Here is an 8,531-nt window from a genome sequence, read left to right as displayed (position 1 = left end):
CTGCCGCAGGCTGCGATCTTTTGAAGGCCTACCGGGCAGTCACCTTCGACACCGTCGCCACCGTCGCCACCGTCGCTACCGTCGGTTTGAGCACCAACCACAACGCCCCGGCGATCAACACTGAGCCATACACATGGGCCATCGACAAGGGTTCATCGAGGAACAGCGCACCCCAGAGCACGCCGAAAGGCGGGATCATGAAGGTCACGGTCATTGATTTGACCGGGCCGATCGAGCTGAGCAAACGGAAGTACAAGATGTACGCAAAGGCGGTGCAGACCAGGCCCAATCCCAACAGCGATAACCAGACATTCCAGCCACCCCAACTGGCCGGTGGCTGGCTGATGGCGTTGTAACCGAACAATGGCAATAGAAACAGCGTCGCACCGAGCATGCTGCCCAGCGCCGACAGGCGACTGTCGAGCCCGCCTTGCTGATCGAGCCAGCGGCGGGCGAGGAAACCGGCGAAGCCGTAACAGGTCGTCGCGAGCAGGCAGGCGAGGGCGCCCATCAGCAATTCCAGGTCGAAGGCCACTGGACCGGCGCGGGTCAGAATGCCGACCCCGAATAATCCAAGGCACACCCCGGCGATCTTCGCCGGGGTGAGTTTTTCACTGAAGAACACTCCGCCAATCAACACGCCCATCAGTGGTGTCGTCGCGTTGAAGATAGCCGAGTAGCCGGCGGGCAACACTTGGGCGGCCACCGAATACATAGTCGCCGGAATTCCCGAGTTGATCACCCCAAGCAGCAGCACCGTCTTGAACTTGCCGCGAAAATCCCAGCTGATACGCATCAGCGCCAGGATCACCAGCAACCCGCCGGCGGCAATCGATACGCGAAAGAAGGCGGTGGGAATAGTGCCAATCTCTGGGGCGATGATGCGCATGAACAGAAAACTCGCGCCCCAGATGGCGGAAAGCGCCAGCATGCGTAGTATATCGACGGGGTTCACGGTCTGTTCCTTACTTGATCGGGCCGCAAGTGTCCTCGCAGGTGTAACGCATGGCAATGGTTGCATTGCCTGACACTAGCCACACAGGCCACTACGCCTCTAAGCTCAGCCCCTTAATGCCAAGAATCATCCTCCAGAGGTTTATCTATGCCGCAGCAATGGCCAGCCGCCGATATCGCCCGAATGATCCTCGATGGCTTCGACGATTACCGCGAGCATTTCCGCCAGATCACCGACGGCGCCCGGGCGCGGTTCGAGCAGGCGCAGTGGCAGGAGGCGCAGGTCGCCTCGGCGGCACGGATCAACCTCTACGAAGAAAAAGTCAGTGAAGTGGTCGCTCGACTGCACCAGACCTTTGACGGCGAGGCCATGCTGGACGTTACTTACTGGCCCCTGGTGAAAAGCGCCTATATCAGTCTGATCGACCTGCGTTTCGACGATGAGCTGTCCGAGACCTGGTACAACTCGGCGTTCTGCGGGCTGTTCAGCCACGACCTGATCAGCGACGGCTGCATGTTCATCCACACCACCCGGCCGAGCCTGCGTCGGGCCCGTGCGGCGCAAACCCGCATCTATAAGCCCGAAGGCGAACTGTCGGGCATGCTCGAGCAGATCTTCGTCGACTACAGCTTCAGCGAGCCTTATGCCGATTTGCCGGGTGACCTGCGCCGGCTCGAAGCGCAGTTGCGCGAGAACCTGCCGGACTGGGTCTGCAAGGACCCGGAGCTGAACGTCGAGTTGTTTTCCTCGGTGCTCTACCGCAACAAGGGTGCCTACCTGGTGGGGCGCATTTACACCCACGACGAGCAATGGCCGTTGGTGATTCCATTTCTGCACCGCGAAGGCCGCGGGATTCAGATCGATGCGTTGATCACCGATGAAGCGGATGTGTCGATCATCTTCTCGTTCACCCGTTCGTATTTCATGGTCGACGTGCCGGTGCCGGCCGAGTTTATCGGTTTTCTCAAGCGTATCCTGCCGGGCAAGCACATTGCCGAGCTGTACACCTCGATCGGTTTCTACAAGCACGGCAAGTCCGAATTCTATCGCTCACTGATTAACCACCTGGCCAACACCGACGACCAGTTCATCATGGCTCCGGGTGTGCGCGGGATGGTCATGAGTGTGTTTACCCTGCCGGGCTTCAACACCGTATTCAAAATTATCAAGGACCGTTTCTCGCCGTCGAAGAACGTCGACCGCGCGACAGTGATTGAAAAGTATCGCCTGGTAAAAAGCGTCGACCGGGTCGGGCGCATGGCCGATACCCAGGAATTTGCCGACTTCCGTTTCCCTCTGAGCAAGTTCGAACCGGCGTGCCTGGCTGAGCTGCTGGAAGTGGCGGCGAAAACGGTGGAGGTCGATGGCGACACGGTGCTGATCCGCCACTGCTGGACCGAACGCCGGATGACGCCGTTGAACATGTACCTGGAAAACGCCAACGACGCGCAGGTTCGCGAGGCACTGGAGGATTACGGCCTGGCGATCAAGCAATTGGCGGCGGCGAACATCTTCCCCGGCGACATGCTGCTGAAGAACTTCGGCGTTACCCGTCACGGTCGTGTGGTGTTCTATGACTACGACGAAATCTGCTTCCTGACTGAAGCCAACTTCCGCCACATCCCGGCCCCGCGCACCCCGGAAGACGAGATGTCTTCGGAGCCGTGGTATTCGATCGGGCCGCTGGATGTTTTCCCCGAGGAGTTTCCGCCATTCCTGTTCGCCGACGCCGGACAGCGACGGTTGTTCAATGAACTGCACGGCGAACTGTACAACGCCGATTACTGGAAAGGCCTGCAAGCGGCGATTCGCGCCGGCAAGGTGATCGATGTGTTCCCGTATCGGCGCAAGGGTTTGGATAACGAGTAGCCCGGTACACACCGACATTGTGGCGAGGGAGCTTGCTCCCGCTCGGCTGCGAAGCAGTCGTAAAACCGGTGAACGCATTCTATCTGAAAGATCGCGATGGCCGGTTTTGGGGCCGCTTCGCGACCCAGCGGGAGCAAGCCCCCTCGCCACAAAAGCAGGTTCCATTCGTCGCCAGGTGCGCAAATCTGCGACAATCCGCCCCCTGCACCACTAGACGACTTTTGCGTACCTGATGACTGACCAATCGCCTGCTATCGATCAACTGCTGAAAAACCTCGATCACGCCATGCTCGCCGACCGCCACCGGCTGCGGCGGCAGTTGCTTGAGCTGCGCAAAAAACCCGACGAGGCCAAGCTGGCGCAGTGGGTCGAGCGGGCGCAGGCGTCCTGTGATCGGGTGGTGGCGCGACGTGCCAGCCTGCCGCTGATTCGCTATGACGACAGCCTGCCGATCGCCGCCAAGCGCGACGAAATCAAAGCAGCACTGCTCAAGCATCAGGTGCTGATCATTGCCGGTGAAACCGGGTCGGGTAAAACCACCCAGTTGCCGAAAATCTGCCTGGAAATCGGTCGCGGCCAGTACGGCCTGATCGGTCACACCCAGCCGCGGCGGATTGCCGCTCGCAGCGTTGCGAGCCGGGTCGCGGAAGAGCTGGCGACGCCACTGGGCGCGCTGGTCGGCTATCAGGTGCGTTTCGAGGATCAGAGCGATGCCAACACCCTGATCAAGCTGATGACTGACGGCATTCTGCTGGCGGAAACCCAGAACGACCGCTACCTCGAGCGCTACGACACGATCATCGTCGACGAAGCCCACGAACGCAGCCTCAACATCGACTTCCTGCTCGGTTACCTGAAAACCCTGCTGCCGCGTCGCCCGGACCTGAAGGTCATCATTACCTCGGCAACCATCGATCTGGAGCGCTTCTCCAAGCACTTCAACGACGCGCCGATTGTCGAAGTCTCGGGTCGGACCTTCCCGGTGGACACCTGGTATCGCCCGCTGACCCTGGAGCAGGACGAAGAGGGCAACCGCGTCGAAGAAGACTTGACGGTGGATCAAGCGATCCTCGCCACCCTCGACGAAATTGCCGCCTATGAGCGCAGCGAACGTCGCAGCCCCGGTGATGTGCTGGTGTTCCTGCCCGGCGAGCGAGAAATTCGCGACGCCGCCGACATGCTGCGCAAAGCCCAGCTCAAGCACACCGAAATCCTGCCACTGTACGCACGGCTATCGCCGGCCGAGCAGCAGCGGATCTTCCAGTCCCACCCGGGGCGGCGCGTAGTGCTGGCGACCAATGTGGCGGAAACCTCGCTGACGGTGCCGGGCATCCGCTACGTGATCGACAGCGGCACTGCGCGGATCAGCCGCTACAGCTACCGCGCCAAGGTTCAGCGCCTGCCGATCGAGGCCGTTTCCCAGGCCAGCGCCAACCAGCGTAAAGGCCGCTGCGGACGGGTCGAGCCGGGCATCTGCATTCGCTTGTACGCCGAAGAGGACTTTCTCGGCCGGCCGGAATTTACCGATCCGGAAATTCTGCGCACCAACCTGGCGGCGGTGATCCTGCAGATGCTCCATCTGCGCCTCGGCGAGATCACCGATTTCCCGTTTATCGAGCCGCCCGATGGCAAGGCCATCAGCGACGGTTTCAACCTGCTGCAAGAACTGTCGGCGGTGGATCGCGAGAGTCAGTTGACCCCGCTCGGTCGACAACTGGCACGGCTGCCGGTGGACCCGCGCATGGGCCGCATGTTGCTCGAAGCCGCGAAACTGGGCAGCTTGCAGGAAGTCTTGATCGTCGCCAGCGCCATGTCGATCCAGGATCCGCGCGAGCGTCCGCCGGAGCGCCAGCAAGCCGCTGATCAGGCCCACGCCCAATGGAAGGACGTCGACTCGGATTTCGCCGCGCTGGTCAATCTGTGGCGCGGCTTTGAAGAGCAGCGCCAGGCCCTGACCGCTAGCCCGCTGCGCAATTGGTGCCGGAAGAATTTCCTCAACTACCTGCGCTTGCGCGAATGGCGCGATTCCCATCGACAGTTGAGCCTGATCTGCCGCGACATGCAGCTGAGCCTCAATAAAGAGCCGGCGGATTACCCGAAACTGCACAAAGCCGTGCTCTCCGGTTTGCTCAGCCAGATCGGCCAGAAGACCGAAGAAGGCGACTACCTCGGCGCCCGTCAACGACGCTTCTGGATTCATCCGTCATCGGGGCTGGGTAAAAAACGCCCGCAATGGCTGATGGCCGCCGAGCTGGTGGAAACCACCAAGCTTTATGCGCGGATGGTGGCGAAGATCGAGCCGGACTGGATCGAACCGCTGGCCGGGCATCTGATCAAGAAAAACCACTTCGAACCCCATTGGGAGAAGAAGCGCGGCCAGGTCGTGGCCTTCGAGCAGATCACCTTGTTCGGGTTGATCGTGGTCGGTCGGCGGCCGGTGCATTACGGGCCGATCGACCCGGTGCTGTCCCGCGAGCTGTTTATCCGTGAAGGCTTGGTGCGCGGGGAAATCCAGTCCCGGGCCAAGTGCCTGACCGCCAACCAGCAACTGCTGGAACAGCTCGACGAACTGGAAGCCAAGGCCCGCCGCCGTGACATCCTCGCTGATGAAGAAACCCTGTTCGCCTTCTACGATGCGCGGTTGCCGGCCGATATCCACCAGACCGCGACCTTCGACAGCTGGTATCGCATCCACAGCCAGAAAGACCCGCAGTTGCTGGTGATGCGCGAAGAAGACGTACTCGCTCGCGAAGCCAGTGAAGTCACTGCCGCGCATTACCCGGATACCTTGCACCTGGGCGATCTGGCGTTGGCCTTGAGTTATCACTTCGAGCCCAATCACCCACGCGATGGCGTGACCTTGCGGGTGCCGGCGCCGTTGCTGCCGGCACTGCCGTCCGAGCGTCTGGAATGGCTGGTGCCGGGGGTAATCGAGGCCAAATGCATCGCCCTGGTACGCAACCTGCCCAAGGCCTTGCGCAAGAACTTCGTGCCGGTGCCGGATTTCATCAAGGCCGCGTTGCAACGCATGACCTTTGCCGAGGGCTCGTTGCCTCAGGCGTTGGGCCGCGAATTGCTGCGCATGACCGGTGCGCGGGTCAGCGACGAAGCCTGGGCCGAAGCGGCACAGCAGGTCGATGGGCATTTGCGGATGAACCTGGAAATCGTCGACGGCCAAGGCAAGTTCCTCGGTGAAGGCCGCGACCTCGCCGAACTGACCGCGCGTTTTGCCGAAGCCAGCCAGGCCGCGTTGGCCGTGCCGCAAACCGCGAAAAGCCAGCAACCGGTGGAGGCCAAAGTCTTCGCCGCGGTGGCTGAGAAGACTCAGCAGAAGATCGCCGGGCTGTCGATGACGGTTTATCCGGCACTGGTGGAAGAGAACGGCACGGTCAAGGAAGGTCGGTTTTCTACCGCCGCCGAGGCCGAGTTTCAGCATCGTCGGGCCTTGCAACGTTTGTTGATGCAGCAACTGGCCGAGCCGGCGAAGTTCCTCCGTGGCAAGTTACCCGGGCTGACCGATCTGGGGTTGATGTACCGCGAGCTGGGGCGCATCGACAGCCTGGTGGAAGACATTCTGCTGGCCAGCCTCGACAGCTGCATTCTCGACGGCGAGGCGAGTTTGCCGCGCGATGGCGTCGGTCTGGCTTCGCTGGCCGAGCGCAAACGAGGTGGCTGGACCGAGCACGCCGAGCGTCTGGCGAAACTGACGCTGGAGACGCTCAAGCTTTGGCATGGCCTGCAAAAGCGCTTCAAGGGCAAGATCGACCTGGCGCAGGCGGTGGCCCTCAATGACATCAAGCAACAATTGAGTCAGCTGGTGTATCCGGGTTTTGTCCGCGAGACTCCGGCGATCTGGCTCAAGGAACTGCCTCGCTTCCTCAAGGCCATCGAGTTGCGTCTCGAGAAACTGCCGAGCCAGGTCCAGAAAGACCGGGTCTGGAGCACCGAACTGGCCGGGTTATGGGCGCAATACCAGGCGCGGGCCAGCAAACACGCCCAGGAAGGCAAACGCGATCCGCAGCTGGAACTGTATCGCTGGTGGCTCGAGGAGTACCGGGTTTCTCTGTTTGCCCAGCAACTGGGAACGAAGGTACCCATCTCCGACAAGCGTTTGAGCAAACAATGGAGTCAGGTTGAACCCTAACCCCGCGTAGGAGCTGCCGCAGGCTGCGATCTTTTGATCTTCGTTCTTTTAAAGTCAAAAGATCGCAGCCTGCGGCAGCTCCTACAGTTTGTGGCAGGGGCTGCATCCTGCAAAAGGCGCCAAAACTCAACGTTTATGGCAAACTTCGCGCCTATAAACGCCGGCCCCGCGGTTTTGAGCCTCTACAGGTTCGGGCGGATCGGAATAAAGCGACGCAAGGTTTCATTCCATTGAGTGGGATCAGACCCTTTGTGTATTGGTACGTCGGTACCAATACTTTCTGCCTGAACAGATTAGAGAAACGACCATGCATAACGTCGTCATCAGCGGAACCGGCCTGTACACCCCGGCCAACAGCATCTCCAACGAAGAGCTGGTGCAGTCTTTCAATGCCTATGTGCAGCAGTTCAATGCGGATAACGCCCAAGCCATCGAGCGCGGCGAAGTTCAGGCACTCACCGAATCCAGTGCCGCGTTCATTGAAAAGGCCTCGGGGATCAAAAGTCGTTTTGTCATGGACAAAGAAGGCATCCTTGATCCGCAGCGCATGACTCCGCGTCTGCCCGAGCGCTCCAACGATGAATGGTCGGTGCTTTGCCAAATGGCCATCGGCGCTGCCGAGCAAGCCTTGCAGCGCGCCGGCAAGACCGCCGCCGACATTGACGGGGTCATCGTCGCCTGCTCCAACCTGCAGCGGGCTTACCCGGCGATTGCTATCGAAGTCCAGGAAGCACTGGGCATTGAAGGTTTCGGCTTTGACATGAACGTCGCCTGCTCCTCGGCGACCTTCGGTATCCAGGCGGCTACCAATAGCGTCCAGCTCGGCCAGGCCCGGGCGATTCTGATGGTCAACCCGGAAGTCTGCACCGGTCACCTGAACTTCCGCGACCGCGACAGCCACTTCATCTTTGGCGACGCGGCGACCGCAGTGATCATCGAGCGCGCCGATCTGGCCACTTCGAAGTACCAGTTCGATATCGTCAGTACCAAGCTGCTGACCAAGTTTTCCAACAACATCCGCAACAACTTCGGCTTCCTCAACCGCGCCGCCGAAGAGGGTGTCGGTGCACCGGACAAACTGTTCGTGCAGGAAGGTCGCAAGGTCTTCCGTGACGTCTGCCCGATGGTGGCTGAATTGATCGCCACCCACCTGGAAGAGAACACGCTCAACATCAGCGACGTGAAGCGCTTCTGGCTACACCAGGCCAACCTCAGCATGAACCACCTGATCGTCAAAAAACTCCTCGGCCGCGAAGCCACGGAAGAAGAAGCGCCGGTGATTCTCGACACCTATGCCAACACCAGTTCGGCCGGTTCGGTGATTGCCTTTCATAAAAACCAGGACGATCTGCCGAGCGGCTCGCTGGCGGTGCTCAGCTCCTTCGGTGCCGGTTATTCGATTGGTAGCGTGATTCTGCGCAAGCGCTGAGTTCACAGCGGGGAGAGGGTGGCTCCCAAAAGATCGCAGCCTGTCGGCAGCGCCTACGCCGACCAAATTCAACCGCGATTTAGCGTTGAACATCGATCCCCGGAGCTGCCGACAGGCTGCGATCTTTTGGGAGC

At 60.5% G+C, this 8,531-nt stretch carries 4 protein-coding genes; 3 read left to right on the top strand and 1 reads right to left on the bottom strand.

All coding sequences use genetic code 11. The annotated features are described in order from the left end of the window. Positions 1-28 precede the first annotated feature (28 nt). The gene (locus F8N85_RS33305; RefSeq protein ID WP_150804433.1) at positions 29-955 is read right to left on the bottom strand and encodes a DMT family transporter; all 927 of its coding nucleotides are present in this window, start codon (positions 953-955) and stop codon (positions 29-31) included. 147 nt (positions 956-1,102) lie between these two features. On the opposite strand from F8N85_RS33305, the gene aceK reads away from it, so the two are divergent. The 3 genes from aceK (at position 1,103) to F8N85_RS33285 (ending at position 8,397) form a co-directional block, all read left to right on the top strand. After that, on the top strand, positions 1,103-2,824 hold the full coding sequence (aceK, locus tag F8N85_RS33300; protein ID WP_150804432.1) for a bifunctional isocitrate dehydrogenase kinase/phosphatase: 1,722 nt from the start codon (positions 1,103-1,105) through the stop codon (positions 2,822-2,824). Between the two features lie 232 nt (positions 2,825-3,056). Continuing rightward, positions 3,057-6,968, top strand: coding sequence for an ATP-dependent RNA helicase HrpA (gene hrpA, locus F8N85_RS33290; protein ID WP_150804430.1), 3,912 nt, complete (start codon positions 3,057-3,059; stop codon positions 6,966-6,968). Positions 6,969-7,275: 307 nt separating this feature from the next. Next, complete coding sequence (locus tag F8N85_RS33285; protein ID WP_150804429.1) at positions 7,276-8,397, top strand: beta-ketoacyl-ACP synthase III; 1,122 nt, start codon at positions 7,276-7,278, stop codon at positions 8,395-8,397. Positions 8,398-8,531 lie beyond the last annotated feature (134 nt).

The organism is Pseudomonas fluorescens (genome assembly GCF_902497875.1).
In the GTDB taxonomy this organism is placed as follows: domain Bacteria; phylum Pseudomonadota; class Gammaproteobacteria; order Pseudomonadales; family Pseudomonadaceae; genus Aquipseudomonas; species Aquipseudomonas fluorescens_BR.
Note: the sequence above shows the minus strand (reverse complement) of the source record. Positions and strands in the feature narration are given on the sequence as shown.

What these genes read in the sequence shown, in the direction of transcription:
- aceK (WP_150804432.1), top strand. Translation starts at nt 1,103, where the DNA reads ATGCCGCAGCAATGGCCAGCCGCCGATATCGCCCGAATGATCCTCGAT.
- hrpA (WP_150804430.1), top strand. Translation starts at nt 3,057, where the DNA reads ATGACTGACCAATCGCCTGCTATCGATCAACTGCTGAAAAACCTCGAT.
- F8N85_RS33285 (WP_150804429.1), top strand. Translation starts at nt 7,276, where the DNA reads ATGCATAACGTCGTCATCAGCGGAACCGGCCTGTACACCCCGGCCAAC.